The 20,209-nt window shown below is 75.9% G+C and carries 16 protein-coding genes and 2 pseudogenes; 11 read left to right on the forward strand and 7 right to left on the reverse strand.

The genetic code is table 11. The features are described from left to right. Nucleotides 1–54: 54 nt before the first annotated feature. Entirely contained in the window at nucleotides 55–984 is a 930-nt protein-coding gene (locus IG88_RS0136145) for a LysR family transcriptional regulator (protein ID WP_234332458.1), read from the reverse strand. A 115-nt stretch (nucleotides 985–1,099) separates the two neighbouring features. Between IG88_RS0136145 and IG88_RS0136150 the strand changes: the two genes are divergently transcribed. Both IG88_RS0136150 and IG88_RS0136155 read left to right on the forward strand, forming a co-directional pair. Beyond that, entirely contained in the window at nucleotides 1,100–2,173 is a 1,074-nt protein-coding gene (locus IG88_RS0136150) for an alpha/beta hydrolase family esterase (RefSeq protein ID WP_051852201.1), read from the forward strand. An 18-nt stretch (nucleotides 2,174–2,191) separates the two neighbouring features. After that, the gene (locus tag IG88_RS0136155; protein ID WP_031050611.1) at nucleotides 2,192–3,832 is read left to right on the forward strand and encodes a penicillin-binding transpeptidase domain-containing protein; all 1,641 of its coding nucleotides are present in this window, start codon (nucleotides 2,192–2,194) and stop codon (nucleotides 3,830–3,832) included. Nucleotides 3,833–3,850: 18 nt separating this feature from the next. Here IG88_RS0136155 and IG88_RS39530 read toward each other — a convergent pair. The 3 genes and pseudogenes from IG88_RS39530 to IG88_RS0136170 all read right to left on the reverse strand — a co-directional run bounded on the left by IG88_RS39530 (nucleotide 3,851) and on the right by IG88_RS0136170 (nucleotide 5,716). Continuing rightward, a pseudogene (locus tag IG88_RS39530) lies at nucleotides 3,851–4,086 on the reverse strand (Sec-independent protein translocase subunit TatA/TatB). Between the two features lie 98 nt (nucleotides 4,087–4,184). Then, nucleotides 4,185–4,640 (reverse strand): tellurite resistance TerB family protein, encoded by a 456-nt coding sequence (locus IG88_RS0136165; protein WP_031050614.1) that lies wholly within the window; start codon nucleotides 4,638–4,640, stop codon nucleotides 4,185–4,187. 77 nt (nucleotides 4,641–4,717) lie between these two features. Beyond that, complete coding sequence (locus IG88_RS0136170) at nucleotides 4,718–5,716, reverse strand: sporulation protein (RefSeq protein ID WP_031050617.1); 999 nt, start codon at nucleotides 5,714–5,716, stop codon at nucleotides 4,718–4,720. A 307-nt stretch (nucleotides 5,717–6,023) separates the two neighbouring features. Here IG88_RS0136170 and IG88_RS0136175 point away from each other — a divergent pair, with 307 nt between their 5' ends. The 7 genes from IG88_RS0136175 to IG88_RS0136205 all read left to right on the forward strand — a co-directional run bounded on the left by IG88_RS0136175 (nucleotide 6,024) and on the right by IG88_RS0136205 (nucleotide 14,700). Continuing rightward, on the forward strand, nucleotides 6,024–7,400 hold the full coding sequence (locus IG88_RS0136175) for a hemolysin family protein (protein WP_031050620.1): 1,377 nt from the start codon (nucleotides 6,024–6,026) through the stop codon (nucleotides 7,398–7,400). Next, nucleotides 7,397–8,422: a hemolysin family protein gene (locus IG88_RS0136180; protein WP_031050623.1), complete on the forward strand. Its 1,026-nt coding sequence runs from the start codon at nucleotides 7,397–7,399 to the stop codon at nucleotides 8,420–8,422. The genes IG88_RS0136175 and IG88_RS0136180 overlap by 4 nt, the downstream gene beginning before the upstream one ends. Nucleotides 8,423–8,570: 148 nt before the next feature. Then, nucleotides 8,571–9,083, forward strand: a complete 513-nt coding sequence (locus IG88_RS0136185) for a hypothetical protein (RefSeq protein ID WP_031050626.1) — start codon at nucleotides 8,571–8,573, stop codon at nucleotides 9,081–9,083. 83 nt (nucleotides 9,084–9,166) lie between these two features. Continuing rightward, the gene (locus tag IG88_RS0136190; RefSeq protein ID WP_031050629.1) at nucleotides 9,167–10,474 is read left to right on the forward strand and encodes a sensor histidine kinase; all 1,308 of its coding nucleotides are present in this window, start codon (nucleotides 9,167–9,169) and stop codon (nucleotides 10,472–10,474) included. Continuing rightward, nucleotides 10,471–11,145 carry a response regulator gene (locus IG88_RS0136195; protein WP_031050631.1) on the forward strand — a complete coding sequence of 225 codons (675 nt, stop codon included), beginning with the start codon at nucleotides 10,471–10,473 and terminating at the stop codon, nucleotides 11,143–11,145. The genes IG88_RS0136190 and IG88_RS0136195 overlap by 4 nt, the downstream gene beginning before the upstream one ends. 154 nt (nucleotides 11,146–11,299) lie before the next feature. After that, nucleotides 11,300–12,175 (forward strand): ABC transporter ATP-binding protein, encoded by an 876-nt coding sequence (locus tag IG88_RS0136200; RefSeq protein WP_031050633.1) that lies wholly within the window; start codon nucleotides 11,300–11,302, stop codon nucleotides 12,173–12,175. Beyond that, complete coding sequence (locus tag IG88_RS0136205; protein WP_031050635.1) at nucleotides 12,172–14,700, forward strand: ABC transporter permease; 2,529 nt, start codon at nucleotides 12,172–12,174, stop codon at nucleotides 14,698–14,700. The genes IG88_RS0136200 and IG88_RS0136205 overlap by 4 nt, the downstream gene beginning before the upstream one ends. A 287-nt stretch (nucleotides 14,701–14,987) precedes the next feature. On the opposite strand, the gene IG88_RS0136210 is transcribed toward IG88_RS0136205, so the two are convergent. The 3 genes from IG88_RS0136210 to IG88_RS0136220 are packed head-to-tail and all read right to left on the reverse strand — an operon-like array spanning nucleotide 14,988 to nucleotide 18,543. Further along, a complete protein-coding gene (locus tag IG88_RS0136210) occupies nucleotides 14,988–17,522 on the reverse strand; it encodes an FtsX-like permease family protein (protein ID WP_031050638.1) in 2,535 nt (844 codons plus the stop codon). Between the two features lie 2 nt (nucleotides 17,523–17,524). Continuing rightward, nucleotides 17,525–18,280, reverse strand: coding sequence for an ABC transporter ATP-binding protein (locus IG88_RS0136215; RefSeq protein ID WP_031050639.1), 756 nt, complete (start codon nucleotides 18,278–18,280; stop codon nucleotides 17,525–17,527). Beyond that, on the reverse strand, nucleotides 18,277–18,543 hold the full coding sequence (locus IG88_RS0136220) for a hypothetical protein (protein ID WP_031050642.1): 267 nt from the start codon (nucleotides 18,541–18,543) through the stop codon (nucleotides 18,277–18,279). The genes IG88_RS0136215 and IG88_RS0136220 overlap by 4 nt, the downstream gene beginning before the upstream one ends. A gap of 206 nt (nucleotides 18,544–18,749) precedes the next feature. Here IG88_RS0136220 and IG88_RS0136225 point away from each other — a divergent pair, with 206 nt between their 5' ends. Both IG88_RS0136225 and IG88_RS44745 read left to right on the forward strand, forming a co-directional pair. Continuing rightward, nucleotides 18,750–20,000 (forward strand): sensor histidine kinase, encoded by a 1,251-nt coding sequence (locus IG88_RS0136225; RefSeq protein ID WP_031050643.1) that lies wholly within the window; start codon nucleotides 18,750–18,752, stop codon nucleotides 19,998–20,000. Nucleotides 20,001–20,121: 121 nt separating this feature from the next. Further along, nucleotides 20,122–20,209 (forward strand): annotated as a pseudogene (locus tag IG88_RS44745) (sortase-dependent protein); the annotation flags it as partial.

The raw sequence follows: 20,209 nt of genomic DNA on the forward strand, positions 1-20,209 counted from the left end.
TAGTACGGTCTCGTGGGCTCGGAGATGTGTATAAGAGACAGGGCGGGGGAGGGGTCACAGCCAGAACTCCGATGCCGGGCGTAGGTGCAGGGGCCGGGCGGGTGTCTCGGGGTGGGCGTCGGCCGTGGTGCGCAGGGCGTGGGTGGCCGCGTCCGCGAAGGCGCCGACGGCGGCGTCACCGCGGCCCTTGGGCCAGGCCGCGGAGTGCCGCCAGGCGGGCGGGGCCCCGGCCAGCGGACGCCAGACCAGGTCCGGGTCGCCGGGGGTCACGAGCCGGGTGTCGCGGGGGCCGAGGGCGACGGCCCCGGTGGACAGCAGCCCGCGCACGAACCCGGCGCCCTGCCCGTGCCGTACGGCGGTGGGGGTGTAGCCGCCCCGGGCGCAGGCGGTGAGCAGGTCGTCGTAGACCGCGGGCGCGTCGGCGCGCGGGAAGAGGACCAGGTCGTAGCCGGTGAGGGCGGCCAGCGGCACCTCCTCCAGCTCCGTCTGCGGGGCGCCCCGCGGCAGCAGCACGCCGAGGTCGCGGCGGAGCACCGGGCCCAGCTCCAGGCCGGTGACGTCGCAGGGGTGGTGGATGAGGCCGACGTCCAGCTCGTGCGCCGCGAACCCGGCGAGCTGCTGGGCGGTGGTCAGCTCGTGCAGCTCCAGTTCGAGGCCCGCGTGCCGGCGCCGGAAGCCGGCCAGCAGCGCGGCGACGGTCTCGCCGGACACGTCGGGGGACAGGGCGGCCCGCAGCAGGCCGCTCTCGCCGTCCCTGATGCGCCGCGCGGCGGCCCGCAGGGACTCGGCCCGGGCCAGCAGCTCGCGGGCCTCGGTGAGCAGCAGCGTGCCCGCCTCGGTGATCGTCACGTGACGGCTGGAGCGCTCGAAGAGCCGGACGCCCAGCTCCTTCTCCAGCCGCTGGATGCGCTGCGACAGGGGCGGCTGGGCCATGCCGAGCCGGGCGGCGGCACGGCCGAAGTGTGACTCTTCTGCAACAGCCACAAAGCACTCCAGGTGCCGCACCAGGTCCACGACCAGTCATCATATCGGGGATTGATCGATCCGACATTCATATCGGTCTTGGACAACGACGCCACGGGGTTGCTCTCCTCGGGCCATGCGCACCTTCCGTGAACGTGCCCGCCGCTGGCCCGGCGTGCTCGCCCTCGCCCTGGCTCTCCCGCTGACCGGCTGCGCCACCGAATCCGGCCGTCCGGCCGCGGCGCCCTCGGCGAGCACCCCGTCCGGCACCGGCGGCGGCTCCGGTACGGCCACCCCGCCGCCCGGCACCCGCGAACGGCTCCGCGTGGACGGCGACGTCCGCCAGTACCTCCTGCACCGGCCCGCCGCCTCCGCCGCCGACGGCCCGCGCCCCCTCGTCGTCGCCTTCCACGGCCGCGGCGCCGACGCCGCCGAACTGCGGGCCAAGTCCCGGCTGGAGCAGGCCGCCACCGCACGCGGCATGCTCGTCGCCTTCCCCGAGGGCCTGGCCCACGGCTGGGGCGCGGGCACCCGGGCGACGAAGCAGCGCCCGGACCCCGGTCTGGACGTGCGGTTCACCGAGGCGCTCGTCAAGCACCTGGTCCGCACCGAGCGGGCCGACCCCGCACGGGTCTACGTCGCCGGGTTCTCCAACGGCGGCTCGATGGCCCTGCGCGTGGCCGCCGAGCGCCCCGCCCTGCTCGCGGGCGCGGCCTCCGTCTCCGGTCAGCTCCCCACCGGCGACGCCGCCGTGGAGCCCACCGGACCCGTCCCGGTCATGGTCGTCTACGGCGCCGACGACCCCGTACGGCCCCTCGCGGGCCTGCCCTCCCCGCTGCCGGACCCCGAGGAGCCGATCCTGGCGACCAGGTCGGCCCGGGACACCGCGGCGGCGTTCGCGGCGGCCGCCGGTGCGGGCGAGCCGGTCACGCGGGCGGAGAAGGGCTACGACCGGACGGAGTGGCGGTTCCGGAACGCCGCCCCCGGCGGCGGGCGGGCCGACGGCACCGTGCGGCTCCTCGTCGTCCACGACGCCGGTCACACCTGGCCGGGCTCGACCGTGCCCCCGCCCAAGGGGTTCGGCCGGGTCAGCGGGGACCTGGACGCCACCGGCACGGTCCTCGACTTCTTCACAGACCCCGGCCCCGGCCCCGATTCCGGCCCCGACTCCGGCCCTGCTTCCGACCCCGGCCGTGACTCCGGCCGCTGACCCGACAAGGACCCTCCCGTGCCCGACACTCCGCACCTCACCCCGTCCCGCCGCCGCAGGTCCCGAGGCGGTGTGCGGGCCGTCGCCGCCGTCGGCGTCGTGCTCGCGGTCGCCGCGGGCGGCTCGTACGCCGCCGGGTTCGGCCCCTTCGCGCGCGGCGACGACGGTCCCGACCCCGCCGCGATGAAACAGGCGCACGCCTTCCTCGCCGACTGGGCCGCCGGGCGCCTCCCGAGCGCGGCGGGCCGCACCACCGACCCCGGCAAGGCGCAGGAGGTGCTGCAGAGCTTCACCGCGGGCCTCGACATCGACAAGCCGCGGCTGACGGCGGCGGACGACCGGGCGGAGGAGGACGAGGACGGCACGCTCGGCGTCCCCTTCACCGCCAGGATGCCCGTCACCGGCCTGGGCACCTGGACGTACGAGTCACGGCTGCCGCTGCGCGAGCAGGACGGCGGCTGGAAGGTGGACTGGCGGCTGTCCCTGGTGCACCCGAGGCTCAGCGACACCGAGAAGTTCCGCCTGGAGCGCGAGGAGACCGCCCCGCCGAAGGTCACGGACCGCGAGGGCGTCTCCCTCGTGGACGGCGCCTACCCGTCCCTGGCCCCGCTCCTGGGGCGGCTCGCGGGCGGGGAGGGCGGAGCGGGCGGTCCGCGCGGCGCGGTCCGGCTGGTCGACCGGGCCGACGGGAAGACCGTGCGCACCGAGGCGACGTTCGGCGGGAAGCCCGACCCGGCGACGGCGGACCGGCCCGTGCGCACCACCCTGGACGCCACCTGGCAGGCGGCGGCCGAGAAGGCACTCGGGGAGGCCGACGGCAAGAACGCGGCCCTCGTCGCGCTGCGCGTCGACAACGGCGAGGTGCTCGCCCTGGCCAACTCCCCCGCCTCCGGCTTCAACCGCGCCGCCTCCGGCACCTACGCGCCCGGCTCCACCTGGAAGATCGTCACGAGCAGCGCCCTGCTGCTCAAGGGCGCGGTCGCGCCCGACGACGTCGTGGACTGTCCCAAGTACCTGACGGTGGGCAAGGAGTTCCACAACGTCGAGACGTCCGAGCACCCCGGTGCCACCTTCCGCAAGGACTTCACCGAGTCCTGCAACACCGCCTTCATCGGCCTGCGCGGCAAGCTCGGCGACGGGGAGCTGGGCAAGGTCGCCCGCACCTACTTCGGGGTCGGCCAGGAGTGGCACGCCGGCATCCCGACGTACGACGGCTCGGTGCCGGTGCCCAAGGACGAGACGGAGAAGGCGGCGTCGATGATCGGGCAGGGCCGGATCCAGGCCAACCCCCTGATCATGGCGTCGGTGACGGCCACCGCGGTCTCCGGCGAGTTCCACCAGCCCTCGCTCACCGCGGGCAACGAGGACGGGACGCGCACCGAGCCGCTCCCCGGCGGGGTCGTGTCCCAGTTGCGGGGGCTGATGCGGGCCACCGTCACCGACGGCACCGCCCGCGTCCTGGCCGACCTGCCCGGTGAGGTCGGCGCCAAGACCGGCACCGCCGAAGTCTCCGACGACCAGGACAACAACGGCTGGCTCGTCGCCCACCGGGGCAACGTCGCCGTCGCCGTCGTGGTGGAGGAGGGGGTCACGGGCGGCGGTTCGGCGGGCCCGGTCGTGCACAGCCTGCTGTCGGCCGTGCCCGCGGACCCGTCCTGATCCCGGCCGCGGCGACGGTCAGGCCCGGGGCGTGTCCTGGGGGCCGGCGCCGGTGCCGGGGTCCTCGCGCCGGACCGCCTCCCCCTGGATGACGCGCGGGGTCCCGGGCTCGTCCGCCTCCTTGGCGGCGCGGGCCTCGGCCTTGAGGATGCGGGCCGACTTGCCCGCCGAGCGGGTCAGCTCGGGGAGTTTCTTGATGGCCAGGACGACGGCGACGCGACGAGAATGATCGCGAGTTCGCTGAGTCCGAACACGGGGCTCCCCTGGTGGATGTGCGGTGCGGGCCCGCGGCACGGGCCCGCACACGGAATCTACGGCACGGTCGGCGGGCCCGGTACCGGGGCCCGGGGGCTCAGAGGTCGAACTCGTGCGGGGGCAGGTCGAGGGCGTAGCAGGCCTCGCGGACCACGGCGCGCTCGTCCTTGTCGAAGTCCCCGTCGGCGCCGCCGATCACGATGCCGATCTGCACCACGGCCCGTGCCTCGGCGGGCTTCTTCTTGGCCTTGGCGATCTCCTGGAGGATGCCGACCTTGCCGAAGTCGTAGTCGGCGGTCAGCTTGTTGAGGTTGTCCTCGAACCGGCGGCGCAGGTCGTCGGCGGGGAAGTTCTGCAGCACCTCGTTGGTGGCGATGAGCTGGGCGACCCGCTGCCGCTCCGAGGGGTCGACACTGCCGTCGGCCGCGGCGACCAGCGCGCACATCGCCATGCTCGCGTCGCGGAAGGCACCGCTCTTGAGGTCGTTCTTCTTCGCCACGAGCTGCGTCTGCATCTGCGACGCGGACTCCTTGAAGCGGTCCCACAGGGCCATGAGAACTCCGTACTCCGTACCGGTCGGAAGGGGGCGATCGGGGGCGAGCCCGACCCTCTACAGCACTGTAGAAGTTATCAGCCTTCCTCGTCCTCGGAGTCGTCCTCGAAGAAGTCCCCCACCTCGTCGACGACTTCGGCCATCACCATGCCCCCGGCGATCCCGGCCGCGCCCGCGACGACGGCGGTGCCGATCCCGGGCCCGCCGCCCGCGTGCCCGGACTCGTGGCCGCCGGGGCCGGGGTCGTGCCCGGCGTACCCGGACTCGTGGCCGTACACCGCGTGGGAGCCGTAGGACGCCCGGTGCTCGACCAGCTCCCGGATCCAGCCGTCGACCAGGGCGTTCCAGTCCTGCGGCCCGGCGGGGCCCTCGTGCGGGACGGTGAAGCGGCTGAGCGCGTCGTGGCCGTCGGAGAACGCCCCGCCGCGCTTGTCCGCCTCCAGTACCACCTCCAGGGCGCCGGGCACGGCCAGGAAGGTCAGCTCGATCTCGTCGACCTGGTGGGCGTAGGCCGGGGGCGGGGTCAGCTCGATCTCCTGGTAGAAGGGGAGCTGCTGCCCGGTGCCGCCGATGCGGCCGTACTCCAGGTCGGCGGAGCGGAAGCCGAAGCCGAGCTGCCCGAGGGCCTCCAGGACGGCCTCCTGGGCCGGGAGCGGCGCCACGGCCAGCGGGTCCAGGTCGCCCTTGTCGCGGGCACCGGCGACCGCCAGCTCCGTGCGCAGGCCGAGCACGATGCCGAGCGGCTGCCCGTGCAGCTCGGTCACCGGGGTCTCCCAGGGCAGCGTCACCGTGAACGGGACGCTGGTCTCCTCGCCCGCCGCGAGCCGGAAGGCGCCGCCGACGACGTGCCGGTCGAAGACGAGGACGCCCTCCCCGTCGCCGTGCTCCTCGTGCTCCGTCTCCACGCGGGCCACCAGCTCCAGCGCGACGTGCTCGACGTCGTGGTCGGCGGTGCCGCCGACTAGGTGGACCCGGCCCGACAGCGTGCCCCCGGGCCGGGCGGCGCCCGGGTCGAGGACCGTGTCCACCGTGGGTCCGCCCACGCCGAGGGAACCGAGCAGCCGCTTGAACACCATCGAGGCGTTCACTCCTTCACGTTCGTCCGGGGGTCATCCGTGCGGGAACTGCTGTGACGACGCCCGAGGGAACAAGCGGATTCCCTCCGCCGTTCTCTACAGGCGAGTAGAAGCATAGGGGTCTCAGGACTCCCGATCTCTTTGCTCGTCCTTTACCATGAGGAAGAACCTGCGGGCGCCGGCTGGGACCGGCGCCCACCGACCCCGTTAAGGAGTCCCGTTCCGTAATGGAGCCCCCTAGTACCGGCCGTGTCGCGGCCGGCCCGCCAGTCCCCCCGTACGTGCGTGAGGAAAGCGGGGTGGCACGGTGACCGAGGTCCTGCTGCTCCTGCTGGCCCTCCTGCTCACCCTCGCCTGCGCGGTCTTCGTCGCGGCCGAGTTCTCCCTCACCACCGTCGAGCGCGGTGACCTGGAGCGGGCCGCCGAGTCCGGTGAGCGCGGCGCCGACGGCGCCCTGAAGGCCGTACGCTCCCTGACCCTCCAGCTCTCCGGCGCGCAGCTCGGCATCACCGTGACCTCGCTGGTCATCGGCATGCTGGCCGAGCCGTCGATCGCCGTGCTGCTGCGCGGCCCGCTGACGGCGATCGGCCTGGGCGGCGCCGCCTCGACGGTGGCGACCCTGCTCGGCGTGGTCCTCTCCACCGTCGTCCTGATGGTCGTCGGCGAGCTGGTCCCCAAGAACTGGGCGATCTCCCGCCCGCTGGCCGTCGCCAAGGTCGTCGCGGGCCCGCAGCGCGGCTTCACCACCGCCTTCGGCCCCTTCATCCGGCACCTGAACAACACGGCCAACCGCTTCGTGCGCCGCTTCGGCCTGGAACCGGCCGAGGAGCTGGCGTCCGCCCGCAGCGCGGAGGAGCTGGTCGCCCTCGCCCAGCACTCGGCCGCGGAGGGCGCCCTGGAGGCGGACTCGGCCGAGCTGTTCGTCCGCACCCTGCACCTGGGCGAGCTGACCGCGGAGAACGTCATGACGCCGCGCGTGGACGTCAAGGCCCTGGAGGCCCACGCCACCGCCGCCGACGCGGCGAACCTCTCGCACGCCACCGGCCTGTCCCGCTTCCCGGTCTACCGGGACAGCCTGGACGACGTCGTCGGCACGGTCCACGTCCGCGACGTGCTGGCCCTGGAGCCGGAGCGGCGCCGGGCCACGCCCGTCACCGAGCTGGCCACGGCACCCCTGCTGGTGCCGGACAGCCTGCCCGCCGACCGCCTGCTGGAACGCATGCGCGCCAGTCGCACCATGGCCGTCGTCATCGACGAGTACGGCGGCACGGCCGGTGTGGCGACCGTCGAGGACATCGTCGAGGAGGTCGTCGGAGAGGTGCGCGACGAGCACGACCCGGTCGAGATACCGGACCTGCTGCCCGTCCCCGCCGCCGCGGACGGCCGCGCGGCCTGGGAGGCCGACGGCTCGCTGCGCCTGGACCACCTGCGGCGCATCGGCCTGACCGCGCCGGAGGGTCCGTACGAGACCCTGGCCGGTCTGGTCGCCACCCACCTCACGCGCATCCCGGCCAAGGGCGACGTGGTCGCCCTGGACGGCTGGCGCATCGACGTCCTCGACGTCGACCACCACCGCGCCGACCGCCTGCGCGTCACGGCCCCCGCGCCGGACGACGGCGCCCCGGAGCACGAGGAGCCGGCCGGCGACCGGTCGGCGCACGAGGAGCGGGAGCCGGCCCGATGACCGTCGTACAGCTCTTCATCGGCGCGCTGACGCTGCTCACCAACGCGTTCTTCGTGGGCGCCGAGTTCGCCATGATCTCGGTGCGCCGCAGCCAGATCGAGCCGCGGGCGAAGACGGGCGACAAGCGCGCCCGGATGACCCTGTGGGGCCTGCGGCACATCTCCCAGATGATGGCCACGGCCCAGCTCGGCATCACCGTCTCCTCCCTGGTGCTCGGCGCGGTCGCGGAACCGGCCATCGCGCACCTGATGGAGCCGGTGTTCGAGGCGGTCCACATGCCGCACGCGCTGGTCCACCCGGTCGCCTTCGCCATCGCCCTGACCCTGGCGACGTACCTGCACATGCTGATCGGCGAGATGATCCCGAAGAACATCGCCCTGGCCGCCCCGGCGACCACCGCGCTGATCCTCGGCCCGCCGCTGGTCGCCCTCACCCGGGCCCTGAAGCCGGTGGTGTTCGGCATCAACGCCTTCGCCAACACGCTGCTCAAGCTGCTGCGGGTGGAGCCGAAGGACGAGGTCGAGGCCGTCTTCACCGACGACCAGCTCGCCCGCATGGTGGTCGACGCCAGCGAGGCCGGACTGCTCACCCCGGCCGACGGCGAACGCCTGCGCGACGCGCTGGAACTGGGCACCCGCCCGGTCGGCGAGATCCTGGTCCCGGCGCAGAAGATGCGCACGGTCCCGCACACGGTCACCCCGGCCGAGCTGGAACGCCTGGCCGCCGACGCGGGCTACTCCCGCTTCCCGGTCACCGGCCCCGGCGGCACCGTCCTCGGTTACCTGCACATCAAGGACACCCTGGGCCTGACCGACCGCGAGAGCCCCTTCCCGCGCTCGGCCCTGCACCGCGTCACCCGCGTCCGCATCGACACCCCCCTGGACGACACCCTCACCGCGCTGCGCGCGGAGGACAGCCACCTGGCCGCCGTCACCGGCGAAACGGGCTCGGTCCTGGGCTTCGTCACGATGGAGGACGTCCTGACGGAACTGGTGGGCCCGACCACACCGGTGGCCCCGTAAGCCCCAACGGCCGACCGGCAACCCCGGTCGGCCGTGGCTCTTCCCCCGTCGTCCCGGGGGGAACTCGGGCGGGAGTGCGTGCGTCTCACCCCACGAACGGCGGCGCGACGGACGTCGTCCGCATCCGCACCTTCAAGGGGAGACGCCCATGGCCATGGTCGGCCTGTTCTGGATCACTGAGGACTGCGTGTACATGGGGGCCGAACCCACCGGTACCGCGGCCGGTGTGCGGCTGACCGGGGACGGGGTGGAGATCCTGGGGCACGCGCAGGGCGGGCGGTCCTGGGGCTGGGGCGAGGTGCGGGGGCTGGACGTGCGGGACGTCGCCGTGCGGTCCGGGCGGCGGCGGCTGGCCTCCATGGCGTTCGACTCGGTCGTCGCGCTGATCACGGGCGACGGCGAACAGCCGCCGTACTTCACGGTGCTGGTGGAGACGGAGACCGACGGCACGGTCGAGGCGAACGCCCTGATCGCCGTCACCGGCGGCATCCACACCCCGGACGAGTACGAGCTGTCCCGCACCCTGCTCGCCCGCCTCGCCGACGGCACCGCCACGGTGGGGGAGCTGGTCGCCTGGCGCCGGGAGGAGCCCGAGGACGTCGCCCCCACCAGGGACCAGCAGTTGGCGCTGCTGCGGGACTGGACGGCGGCCTCGGTCTGACGGGCACCCCCTACCGGGGTATCACTCCGGTTTGGCTCTTCAGGGGGACGGCGCGGCCTCGCGTGACACCTAGTCTGGTGACCATGACCTCAGTGGAGCGCCCGCGTGCGCTGCTCGCGGGGGCTTCGCGGCGGTGGGTGCGGTGGCTGCCGTGGGCCGTGGCGTTCGTGCTGTGCGTCGCGCTGCTGCCCACCACCGTCGTGGTCCTGACCGCCGACTACGGGCTGAACGGCGCCGTCGCGAGCGCGCTGGCCGTCGCGCAGACGGCCCCGCTGCTGCTCGCCGTCGTACGCCCGCTGCACGCCTGGTACGTCGTCGTCGCCGCGGACGTGGCCGGGGCGCTCGCCCTGCTCACCGTCGACTTCGACGCGCGGCTGCTGTGGCCGTTCCCGCCCATGGAACTGGTCGGGTACGTCGCCCTGTGCCTCGCGCTCGGTCTGCGCGAGCGGCGCCGGACCCTGGTGCTGGTGTGGCTGGCGACGGCCGGTGCGAACGTCGGCCTGGGATTCGCCGCCCCCCACGGCGCCGGCGCCAGGGACCTGCTCCTCACCATCCTCGGAGGCGTCACGCTCCTGCTGAGCGCGGCGCTGCGCGAGCGGTACGAGGCGCAGCGCCGGCTGGCCGAGCAGGAGACGATCAGCGAGGCCGAGCGGGGCCGTCGGACGCTGCTGGAGGAACGCGCCCGCATCGCACGCGAGTTGCACGACGTCGTGGCCCACCACATGTCCGTCATCACGGTGCAGGCGGACACCGCCGAGTACCGCCTCGCGGCGCTGCCGCCCGACGCGCGCGAGGAGTTCACCTCCATCGCGGCGACGGCCCGGGAGTCGCTCGGCGAGATGCGGCGGCTCCTCGGCGTCCTGCGCAGCGAGGAGACGCGGGGCGAGCTGGCGCCCCAGCCGGGGCTCCCCGAGATCGAACAGTTGGTGGCGGCGACGGCACGGACGGGCGCGCCGGTGGACTTCACCCCCTGCGCCACCACCGTCGACGCCGAGGTGCCCGAGGCGGTGGGGCTCTCGGCGTACCGCATCGTCCAGGAGGCCCTCGCGAACGTCGTACGGCACGCGCCGGGGGCCGCGACACGCGTGGCGCTGTCGGTGTCGCGCCCCGCCGACGCCGACGCCGACGCCGACGAAGGCGCAGGCGCAGGCGCAGGCGCCGACGAAGGCGGAGGCGCAGGCGGGGCCCGGCGGCTCACCGTCCTGGTGGTCAACGGGCCGCCGCCCGATCCGCCCTCCGGTCCGCTGGAGGCGGGCGGCACCGGGCACGGCCTCGTGGGCATGCGCGAGCGGGTGCGGCTCGTCGGCGGCACCCTCGACGTGGGCCCGCTGCCGGACGGCGGCTTCCGGGTCGCCGCCCGACTTCCGCTGACCGAGGAGGACTTCACGTGACGACGCGCGTCATCATCGTCGACGACCAGGCCATGGTGCGGGCCGGATTCGCCGCGCTGCTGGCCGCCCAGAGCGACATCGACGTGGTGGGCGAGGCACCCGACGGCGCGCAGGGCGTCGAGCTGAGCCGGCGCACCCACCCGGACGTCGTGCTGATGGACGTGCGGATGCCCGGGACGGACGGCCTGGAGGCCGCGCGCCGGCTGCTCGCACCCCCGCCCGGGGTGACACACCGGCCACGGGTCCTGATGCTCACCACGTTCGACGTCGACGACTACGTCTACGAGGCGCTGCGGGCGGGCGCGAGCGGTTTCCTGCTGAAGGACGCGCCGCCCGCCGACCTCATCGCCGCCGTACGGATCGTGGCCTCGGGCGACGCGCTGCTCGCCCCCTCCGTGACGCGCCGCCTCATCGCCGACTTCGCCAAGCAGCGCCCCGCGACCCGGGGTCGGCCCGCGCTGCGGCTCAAGGGCCTGACGGAGCGCGAGAGAGAGGTCCTCACCCTCGTGGCCCGCGGTCTGTCCAACTCGGAGATCGCCCAGACGCTGGTGCTGGCCGAGCAGACGGTGAAGACCCACGTCAGCCGCGTCCTCACCAAGCTCGCCCTGCGCGACCGCGCCCAGGCCGTCGTCTTCGCCTACGAGTCGGGGCTGGTGGCCCCCGGAGAGTAGTCCGGCCGGTCCGTCCCTCCCCGCGGCAGGACCACCCCCTACCGCGGTAGCGGTCCCACGTTGGCTCCCGGGTATGACGCCCGGCGCCGAGCCGTCCCCGCACTCTTCCCTCCGTCACCAGGACGCACGAAGCACGGATGAGGGAGACGGCAGCATGAGGCTACGCAAGGGCAAGCGGCAGAAGGCCGACCACCGGCCGGGACCCGCGGACGACCGTCAGCAGGTTCCGGCCGCCACGCCCGGGCCTGCCGTCGAACTGCGCGGGGTCCGGCGGCAGTACGGCCGCGGCGCGGGGACCGTGCACGCGCTCGCGGGCGTCGACCTCGCCCTCCCGCACGGCACCTTCACCGCCGTCATGGGGCCGTCCGGGTCGGGCAAGTCCACCTTCCTGCAGTGCGCCGCCGGGCTGGACCGGCCCTCGGCGGGGTCGGTGCGGCTCGGCGGCACGGAGATCACCGGCATGAGCGAGAACGAGCTGACCGAGCTGCGCCGCAGCCGTCTCGGCTTCGTCTTCCAGGCGTTCAACCTGCTGCCCTCGCTGACCGTGGAGCAGAACGTGCTGCTGCCCGTGCGCCTCGCCGGGCAGCGCCAGGACCACCGGCGTGCGGCCGAGGTGCTCGCGCGGGTCGGGCTCGCCGACAAGGCGCGGCGCCGGCCCGGTGAGCTGTCCGGCGGCCAGCAGCAGCGGGTGGCCGTCGCCCGCGCCCTGGTCACCGCACCCGACGTGATCTTCGCGGACGAGCCCACCGGCGCCCTCGACACCGGCACCGCCGCCGAGGTCCTGGGGCTGCTCCGGCACGCGGTGGACACCCTCGGCGCCACCGTCGTCATGGTCACCCACGACCCGGCCGCGGCCGCCTGGGCCGACCGCGTGCTGTTCCTCGCCGACGGGGCCTTCGCCGCCCGGCTGGAGCGGGGTTCGGCGGAGCAGATCGCGGCACGGATGGCCGAGCTCACCGGCCGCGCCCGGGCGACGGCCGGGGCCGGAGCCGGAGCTGGGGCTGGGGCCGGTGCGGGGGCGGCGGCATGAGCGTCAAGCCCAATGGTCTCGCTCGCGCGGCCGTGCGTTTCAAGCCCGCCTCGTTCGTGGGCACGTTCGTCGCGCTGATGATGTCGGCGCTGGTCGTCGCGGCCTGCGGCGTCCTGCTGGAGACCGGCATCCGTGCCTCGGTGCCGGCGCAGCGGTACGCGGACGCACCGGTCGTCGTGGCCGCCGACCAGTCCGCACGGGTCGTCGCCGACACGGTCGACGGTCCCGAGGTGACCGAGTTTCCGCTGCCCGGCAGGGCCCGCGTGGACGCGGGGCTCGCGGCGAGGGCCGCCGGGGTACCGGGCGCGGCCGCCGCCGTGGCCGACCACACCTTCCCGGTGCACGGCGGTGACGGTACGCCGGGATCCGCCGCGGCCGCGCTCACCGGTCACGGCTGGGGCTCGCACGCCTTCACCGGCGCCACGCTGACCCGGGGCGCCGCGCCGCGGGCGGGCGAGGTCGTCCTCGACGCCGGCGCGGCCCGTGCCGCGCGGGCCGGCGTCGGCGACACCGTCACGCTGGAGACGGCGGACGGGCGGGCCGCCTTCCGGGTGTCCGGGCTGGCCGACGCCGGTGCCGGTGACGCCGCGCGGGAGGGGCCGGGCGGCGGGGCCACGGCCTGGTTCGCCGACGCCGAGGCGTCCGTGCTGGCCGGGCACCCGGGCGAGGCCGACGCCGTCGCCGTTCTGGCGAAGGAGGGCGTGGACCCGGACGCCCTCGCCGCGGCCGTCGGGAAGGCCCTCGCCGGTTCCGGCGCCCGGGTGCTCACCGGCGACGACCGCGGGGAGGTCGAGGACCACGGGCTGGCGTACGCCAAGGAGACGCTCCTCGCGGTCGGCGGTTCCTTCGGCGGGATCGCCACCCTGGTCGCGGTCTTCACCGCGGCCGGCACGGTCGCCCTCTCCGTCGGCCAGCGCACCCGCGAGTTCGCGCTGCTGCGGGCCGTCGGCGCCACCCCGCGGCAGATCCGCCGGGCGGTCGCCGCCGAGGCACTGCTCGTCGCCCCGCCGGCCGGGCTGCTCGGCTGCCTGCCGGGCATCGGGCTGGCGCACTGGTGGTTCGGGCAGATGCAGGACCGCGGGGCCGTACCGGAGGCGGTCGACGTGCACGTCTCCGTGTTTCCGCTGCTCGCCGCCGTCGGTCTGGGGCTGCTCACGGCACTCGGCGCCGGGTGGGCGGCCGGGCGCAGGCCCGCCCGGATCAAGCCGGGGCAGGCGCTCGCCGAAGCGTCGGTGGAGCGGCTGCGGCCGGGCGCGGTCCGTAGTGTGCTCGGCCTCGCCGCGGCCTGCGGCGGCTCGGTGCTCGCCGGTGTGGCGGCCTCCGCCGCCGGTGCGGACGCGGCCAACGCCTCGCTCGGCGTCGTCATGCTCTTCATGCTGGCCGTCGCCCTGCTCGGCCCGGTTCTCGCGCGGCTGACCGCGGCGCTCTTCGGCCTGCTGCTGCGGGGCGGGGACGCGTCGGCTTCGCTGGCCGCCGCCAACTCCCGCACGAACGCCCGGCGGCTGGCCTCCGCGATCACTCCCGTCGTGCTGGCCATGGCCTTCGCCTCGACGCTGGTCTTCATGCACACGAGCGAGAGCCACGTCGCCTCCCGGCAGCTCCGCGACGGCATCACGGCCGACCACGTCGTGACCGCCCCGGCCGGTCTGCCCGCCGACGCCGCCGAGCGCGCGGCCCGCGTTCCCGGCGTCGACGCCGCGGTGGCCGTGCTGGACACGCAGGTGTTGGTGCCCGTACGGGGCGGTGGCGAGACGTCGTTGCAGGCCACCGCGGTCCAGGGGGTCCCGGCCCCCGTGGGACGGCTCGCGCGGGTGCAGGATCTGGACGTGCGCGAGGGCAGCCTGGACCGCGTGGGCCCGGGCCGGGTCGCGGTCGACAGGACCCTCGCCACCGCCACGAGGACCGGCCTGGGCGACAAGCTGCCGCTGCGCCTGCCCGACGGCACGGAGGCCGCCCCGGAGATCGTCGCGGTCTACGGCCGTGGCCTGGGACTGCCCGCGGTGACCATGGACCGCGCGTCCCTGGACGGACACGTCACGTCCGCCTTCGACGACACCCTGCTGGTCAGCGGCGGCGACGCCGGGCCGCTCGGCGCGCTCGGCGAGGTCACCGACGCCTCGGGCTACGCCCGCGCGCAGAACGTGGACCGCGAGTTCGGCGCCTGGGCCAACTTCATGATGGCCGCCGTCCTGGGCGGCTTCGCTGCCGTAGCCGCGGTCAACACCCTGGTGATGACGGTCCTGGACCGGCGCCGCGAACTGGAGACGCTCCGCCTGGTCGGCGCCACCCGGCGCCAGGTACTGCGCATGCTGGGCTGGGAGAGCCTGCTGGTGTCGGCGGCGGGCGTGGGCCTGGGCACCGCCGTCGCCATGGTCACGCTGACCCCGATGATGCGCGGGCTGACGGGCGAGTCCCCGTACGTCCCCCCGCTGCTGTACACCGCGTTCGCCGCGACGACGGCGATCCTCGCCCTGGCCGCCGCGACCCTCCCGGCCCGTGCGGCCCTGCGCACCCGGGGGTCCTGACCCCCGGCGGGCCGCGGCGCCGCGGGGCCCGGGCAGTGGGGCCCGGGCCCCGGCCGGCGGCGTGGTCCCGCCCGGAGTGGGGGTGTCGTCCCTCCTCGCTCCTTGTGGTGCCGCGGGGGCCGGGCAGGGGGCCCGGGTCCTGGGCCGGCGGTGTGTGTTCGCCTGTCCGGTGGGGGTGTGTGGCTCCTCCTCGCTTCGTGTGGTGCCGCGGGGGCCGGGCTGGGGCCCGGGTCCTGGGCTGTGGTGCAGACCCGCCTGCCCCGCGTGCCCGTGGCGCCCCTCCCCGCTCACCCCACCCGCAGCCCCTCCGCCGGCGGTACCCGGAGGGCGTGGCGGGTGGGGAGTTCGATCGTGAGGTACGCCGTCGCCGTGACCGCCGCCGCCACCACCGGCAGGAGCCACGCCGGGCCCGCCGGCCACGGGTGGCCGAGGAAGCCGAGGCCGAGCAGGGCCAGGGGGACGGCGGAGAGCAGGAGGCCGCAGGCCAGGGACGCGGCGGCGACGACGGCGGCCTCGCGGCGCATCATCGCGAGGACCTGCCGCGGGGTCGTGCCCACCAGACGCAGCGCGGCGATCTCGGTCCGGCGCTGGGCGGTGGCGGCGACCAGCTTGTTGGCGATGCTCAGCAGCAGATAGCCCAGGAGCACCACGACCACCGCCAGGTTGATCCACACCTCGGGCGGCGCGTCGGCCCCGGTGGCGTCCCGGGCGGTGCCCGCGACGGCGAGGCCGGGCCGCCCGGCGGCCAGCGCGGTGAGCCCCGCCCCGGCCTCGGGCGTGCCGTCGGTGCGGACGAGGATCCGCTGGTCGAGGCCGGTCGTGGTGTGCCCGGCGGCCAGTTCGCGGGAGAGGACGACCGGGCCGAAGCCCAGCCCCCGGTCGTAGACGGCGACGACCCGGGCGTCGACGCGCGCCCCGTCGCCGAGCACCAGCCGCACCCGCTTGCCGAGCCCGGCGCCACGGGTGCGGGCGGCCTCGCCGCTCACGGCGACCGTCGCCCCGGTCAGCCGGTCCAGGCCGCCCTCCGTGACGCCGAGGTCGAGGACGCCCCCGGCGTCCGGTGCGAGGACCAGCGCCGGGGCCGACTCGGCCGCGGGGTCGCCCAGTTCCTCGTACTCCCACACCACGGTGGTCGTCCCGGCCGGCGCCGCCGCCCGTACGCCGGGCACGTTCCGCACGGCGGACAGGGTGCCCTCGGGCAGCCCGCCCAGCGCCGGTGCCGTCACCTCGTACTGGGCGAGCGTGCCCGTGCGGGTGTCCTCGGTGGTGGCGGCCAGCACCGTGGTCTGGGTGAGGGTGTACGTCAGCACGAAGACGACGCCCATCGCCAGCGGGCTCACCACACCCGACAGCCGCAGCGCGTACGCCCGTACGTTGGACAGCGCCAGCCACGTCGGCGCCGCCGTCCCGGGCCGCAGCCGCCGTACGACGGCCTCACCCGCGCTCCTGACCAGCGCCGGGCCGGACAGCGCCAGGCCGATCGCGGCGATGATGCCCGCGACGGAGGTGACCGAGGCGCCGAGGACCGTCCGCGACAGCAGCGGCACCACCGAGAGCGCGCACGCGCCGAGGATCAGCAGCAGCCCGGCCCGGGTCCGCGTCCGCGACGGGGTGCGCGGCTCGCTGCGGGACTCGGCGACCGCCTCCGTGGCCGGCATCCGCGAGGTGCGCCAGGCCGCGCACCGGGCGCAGAGCCGTACGGCCGCCACCACCAGGAACAGCGTGGCGAGCGCGGGCAACGGGCTGACCGTGAGGGGGAGTTCGGACGGGAGGACGTCGTGGCCGGCCAGCAGGTCCCGGAAGCGCCCGGCGAGCAGGTACCCGGCGGCCACGCCCGGCACCAGGGCGATCACCGCGACGACCGTGGACTGTGCGGCGGCCAGCCGGCGGATCTGCTTCGGCGTGGCGCCCACGGCCCGCATCAGCGCCAGGTCGCGGCGCTGCCCGGCCACGGTCACGCCCAGCGCGCCCGCGACGACGAAGCCGGTGATCAGCAGCACGATCCCGCCGAGCGAACCGGCGAGCAGGATCAGCAGCGAACGCGCGGAACCCGTGCCGGGCGCCACCGCCCCGCCCCGGTCGGCGCCGGTGCTCACGTCGAGCCCCGTGCCCGCCACCTCCGCGCGGACGGCGGCGGCGACCCGGTCACCGGCGCCCTCGTCGGTCCGCAGCCCGATCAGGTCCACCGTCCCGGCGCGCGGGCCCCCGCCGCCCGCGTCACGGGCGGCGAGAGCGGCGGCGGTGCCGTCCGCGAAGTAGACGCCCGCGCCGGGCGCGTCGACCCGTGCGGAGACCCGGTAGGACGTCGCGGGGCGGCCGTTGGCCACGACCTCGACCCGGGCGCCGACCGCCAGCCCCGTCCCGGCGTCCACCGCGACCTCGTGCGCGCCGGACGGCGCCCGCCCCTCCACCCGCGCGTCCGCCAGGAGCCGCGTCGAGGACCAGCCGTGCCCCGCCGTCCTCGGGTCCTCCGCGACCGGGGTGACACCTCCGCGGGCGTCGAGGAGCGCCGCCGGGAAGCCGATGTCGCCGACGGCCGCGGTGACGCCGGGCAGGGCGGCCAGCCGGTCGACGAGCCGGGCCGGGACCGCGGCCCGTTCGGGCAGGGCGAGGGGCAGGTCCCCGCTCGGGTGGAACTCCTGGTCGGCGGCGACCACGACGTCCGCGCCGCCGAGCCGCCCGGGCGGGAGCTGGGAACGCAGCCCCGACTCGGCGAGCACGCCGGTGGTGGTGATCAGGGCCGCGCCGCCGAGGACCGCGCACGCCACGGCGAGCAGGGCGGTGATCCGGTGCGCGGCCATCCGCAGGGCGAGGTGCAGCACGGCTACCGCTCTCCCAACGCGACGAGCCGGTCCGCCAGTTGCGGTGCCGTCGGCCGCTCCAGCTCCTCGACCACCCGGCCGTCGGCCATCACCAGCGCGCGGTGGGCGCGGGCCGCGGCGGCCGGGTCGTGGGTGACCATGACCACCGTCTGGCCGAGGTCGTCGACGAGCGCGCGCAGCAGGCCGAGCACCTGGTGGGCGCTGCGCAGGTCCAGCGCGCCGGTCGGCTCGTCCGCGAAGACGACGGCGGGCCGGGCCGCCAACGCCCTCACCAGCGCGGCACGTTGCTGCTGTCCCCCGGACAGCTCGGCCGGGCGGTGGGCCAGCCGGTCGGCCAGTCCGACCCGTTCGGCCAGCGCCCGCAGCCACTCCCGGTCCGGGCGCCGCCCGGCCAGGCGCAGCGGCAGCGTGATGTTGTCCTCGACGCTGAGCGAGGGGATCAGGTTGTACGCCTGGAAGACGAACCCGACGCGCTCGCGGCGCAGTTCGGTGCGGCGCGCCTCGTCGAGGCCGGAGATCTCCTGCCCGTCGATGCGGACCCGGCCCGAGGTGGGGGTGTCCAGCCCGGCCGCGCAGTGCATCAGGGTGCTCTTGCCGGAGCCCGAGGGCCCCATCACCGCGAGGAACGTGCCGTGCTCCACGGTCAGCGACACCTCGTCGAGCGCCCGGACGCCGCCCGGATAGGTCCTGGCCACGCGGTCCAGCGCGATGGCGGGCGCCCTGCGCGCCGTGGCGGCGGCGGGGGCGGCGGTGCTCATCGCCGACCCCGCAGGGCGCGTACGACGAGGGTGCCGGCGGCGAGGACGGTCACCACACCGGTGGCCAGGTGGAGCGGGGCGGCGGCACCGGTGAAGGACAGGGTCATGTTGGCGACCGCGCTCAGCACCACGACGGCCCACAGCAGCGTCCGCAGGACGTCCCCGCGGGAGACGGCGTCCGGTCCGCCGCCGGGTGCGGGAGCGGCCTGCGGCGCGCTCAGGCGGTAGGGGTTGTCGTGGGCTGGGCGGTCCTGGTGCGTCATGGCTGCGGCCTCCGTCGGCGTCTGCTGCGGTCCTCTCCGACGCTAGGGATCCGGGCCCCGGCGGCCGATCCCGTGGGCCGCCCGGTCCGGGGTACAGCAGGCTGTACTTTCCGGCTCCGCGTCCGCCGCGGGCCCGCCGGGCGGCATAGGGTCGGCCACGCCGAGCACGCCCGCCGGGGGCGTACGGCCCGGAGGGAGGCAGGCGGATGGCGGTGGTCCCGGTGACGTCCGTGCGGGAGACCGCCGTACGGACCCTGCGCGCCGCCGGTGCGGCGACGGGTCAGCTCGTCGGCGGGTTCGGCACGGCGGTGCGGGCGCTGGGCGTGCTGCTGCTGGCCGCCGTGGCCGCCGTGACCGCGCCGGTTGGCGTCGGGCTGCTGCTCGCGCCCGTCGTGCTGCGCGCCCTGCACGCGCTGGCCCGGCGCGAACGCGCCCGCCTCGCCCGCCGGGGCGTCGACATCGTGCCGCCCGACCCGCCGCCGGTCCGGCTGCGACGCGCGCCGGCCGACCCCACCACCCGGCGCGAGCTGCGCTGGCTGGTGCGGCACGGCACCCTGGGGCTGCTGCTGGGCCTGCTCGGTCTGCTGCTGCCGCTGTGCGCGGTCCGGGACACCACGTTCCCGCTGTGGTGGTGGCTGGTGCCCGAGACGACGACCACGTCCGTCGGCGTCGGCACCGCGCACACCTGGCTGGACGCCGTCGCGGCGATGCTGCTGGGCGTGGGCTGGACGGCGATCCTCCTGGGCCTGGGGCCGGGCCTGGCACGGCTCCAGGCGGCCCCGGCCCGGCGGCTGCTCGCGGCCGGCCCGGACACGGACCTGTCGCTGCGGGTGGCGGAACTGACCGCGACCCGGGCCGCCGCACTGGACGCGCACGCCACCGAACTGCGCCGGATCGAACGCTCCCTGCACGACGGCGCGCAGAACCGGCTCGTGTCCGTCACGGTGCTGCTGGGCGCCGCGCGGCGGATGGCGGCGCGCGACCCGGCCGGGGCCGACGAACTGCTGGAGCGGGCCCAGTCGGCGGCGGAGCAGGCGCTGGCGGAGCTGCGTTCGGTGGCGCGGGGCATCCTGCCGCCGGTCCTGGCCGACCGCGGCCTCGCGGGCGCGCTGTTGGGCCTCGCGGCGGACTGCGGGGTGCCGTGCCGCGTCGAGGCGGACGTGCCGGAGCGGTGCGCGGCCTCGGTCGAGGCGACGGCGTACTTCGTGGTCGCCGAGGCGCTCACCAACATCGCCCGGCACAGCGGCGCCGAACGGGCCTCGGTCACCGTCCGGGCCGGGGGCGGCCGGCTGCGGCTGCGGATCGAGGACGACGGCAGGGGCGGCGCCGACGAGGACGGCGGCTCGGGCCTGACCGGCATCCGCCGCCGCGTGGCCGCCCTGGACGGCACCCTCCGCCTGACCAGCCCGCCCGGCGGCCCCACCCTCCTGGAGGCCGACCTGCCCTGCGGGGGCTGACGGCACCGGCGACTTTGCCGTTTCTTTGCAACCCGTCCCGCTCCCGCCTCGTCTCTCCGTCCGATCCGTCCCGCACCCGCGCGGTGCGCCGACGCGCCGAACGACGAGAGAGAGCGACCCCATGCGCCGAACCATCCTCAGTGCCGTGGCCCTGGCCTGCACCGCCGTACTGGCGGGTACCGCCCCCGCGTTCGCCGACGACCCCACCC

The sequence above is a fragment of the Streptomyces sp. NRRL F-5650 genome (genome assembly GCF_000721365.1).
Classification (GTDB): Bacteria; Actinomycetota; Actinomycetes; order Streptomycetales; family Streptomycetaceae; genus Streptomyces; species Streptomyces ardesiacus.